The following is a 1,384-nucleotide window of genomic DNA, read 5'->3' as shown; positions in this document are numbered from 1 at the left end:
GCGGCGCCACTGCTCGCGGCACGTCCTCGGTTGCGCGTCATCCGGTTGCGGGTCATCCGGGTTGCGGGTCATCCGGTTGCGGGTCATCGGCCACGCCCTACCGACGGCCGGTCATCGTCGGTCCCGGCGGCCGGCCTGCGCAGGTCGCGGGCTGGGCGCGCTTGCCGCGTCCCAGCGGGCATAGGCGTCGACGATGTCGCTGACCAGCCGGTGACGTACCACGTCCGTGCTGGTCAGCGTCGCGAAGTGGACGTCCTCAACGCCGTCGAGGATTTCCCGGACGACACGCAGGCCGCTGCGGGTTCCGCTGGGCAGATCCACCTGGGTCACATCCCCGGTAACAACGATCTTGGAACCGAAACCGAGCCGGGTGAGGAACATCTTCATCTGCTCACCGGAGGTGTTCTGCGCCTCGTCCAGGATGATGAAAGCGTCGTTCAGGGACCGGCCGCGCATGTAGGCGAGCGGCGCGACCTCGATGGTTCCGCTCTGGATCAGTCGTGGGATCGAGTCCGGATCGACCATGTCGTGCAAGGCGTCGTAGAGCGGTCGCAGATACGGGTCGATCTTGTCGTAAAGCGTGCCGGGCAGGAAACCGAGCCGCTCTCCCGCCTCGACCGCGGGCCGGGTCAGGATGATCCGGTTCACCTGCTTTGACTGGAGTGCCTGCACGGCCTTGGCCATGGCCAGATAGGTCTTGCCGGTGCCGGCCGGGCCGATGCCGAACACGATCGTGTGGACGTCGATCGCGTCCACATAGCGTTTCTGATTCAACGTCTTGGGACGGATCGTCCGCCCACGGCCAGACAGGATGTTGAGGGTGAGCACCTCGGCAGGCCGCTCATCGCCACCACTGCGCAACATCGACAACGAGTGGTTGACGTGGGACGGCGTCAGTTCCGTGCCGGACTCCAACAGAGCGATCAGTTCGGCGAAGAGCTTGGCGGCCAGTGCGTTCTCGTCCGGATGACCGGTAATGGTGATCTCGTTGCCCCGGACATGGATGTCGGACGGTAAGGCCTGTTCGATGACACGCAACAGCTCGTCCTGGTGGCCCAGCAGGCTTACCATGCTGTGCGCGCCCGGGACGACGATGCGGGTGACGGTCCGTTGGTCGGACGGGGAGACGGAATCGGTCATGGGTTGCAGCCGGCTGCGGCCACGAGACCTCTCAAACGACATGAGTCAGTACGGCCCCTAGTCTAACGATCCGCGAGAACAACCAGCATCGCGAACCAGCATCCCGAACCAGCATCGCGCCACCTCCGGCCTACCGATCCCAGCGGGTGGTATGGGACAACACGATCGCGGCCGCGACGACACCTGCGGTCGACGTCCGTAACACCGTGCGACCGAGCCGGGCAGGCATCGCTCCGGCCGCACC

At 65.5% G+C, this 1,384-nt stretch carries 1 protein-coding gene; it reads right to left on the bottom strand.

Annotated features, from left to right (window positions below):
* Positions 1-111: 111 nt before the first annotated feature.
* Positions 112-1,140 carry a PhoH family protein gene (locus tag U9977_RS05990; RefSeq protein ID WP_322748167.1) on the bottom strand — a complete coding sequence of 343 codons (1,029 nt, stop codon included), beginning with the start codon at positions 1,138-1,140 and terminating at the stop codon, positions 112-114.
* Between the last annotated feature and the right edge of the window lie 244 nt (positions 1,141-1,384).

The sequence above is a fragment of the Protofrankia sp. Cas8 genome (assembly GCF_963555845.1).
GTDB lineage: Bacteria > Actinomycetota > Actinomycetes > Frankiales > Frankiaceae > Protofrankia.
Note: the sequence above shows the minus strand (reverse complement) of the source record. Positions and strands in the feature narration are given on the sequence as shown.

Coding starts and splice junctions, on each gene's coding strand:
- U9977_RS05990 (WP_322748167.1), bottom strand. CDS start 1,140: ATGACCGATTCCGTCTCCCCGTCCGACCAACGGACCGTCACCCGCATC.